Raw genomic sequence first — 214 nt, 5'->3', positions numbered from 1 at the left:
GGCAACCGTGGCCGGTGACGGTCCCGCGCGCTGGCGCGGCGGTGTCGCTGGCCAGCGGCCCTGGCCCGGCGTCGGGCCTTTCGGTCCCGCGACGGCCGCACCCCGACCCGGGCTCTCGCCCGCGCCGCCGCGTCCGCGCGGCGCTGCAGCCACCGGCCCACGGCGGCGTCCAACGCGTCACCGTCGAGTCGGGCACACAACCCCCGCACCGTCT

At 80.4% G+C, this 214-nt stretch carries 1 protein-coding gene; it reads right to left on the bottom strand.

What is annotated here, in order from left to right; all coding sequences use genetic code 11:
• The coding region (locus ACFHWU_RS29670; RefSeq protein WP_416592374.1) for a hypothetical protein at window positions 1-214 on the bottom strand (214 nt) is incomplete at both ends.

The organism is Micromonospora sp. LOL_015 (assembly GCF_048060275.1).
Classification (GTDB): domain Bacteria; phylum Actinomycetota; class Actinomycetes; order Mycobacteriales; family Micromonosporaceae; genus Micromonospora_E.
The sequence above is the reverse complement of the archived record's forward strand: the minus strand, read 5'-3'. Positions and strand labels throughout refer to the sequence as shown.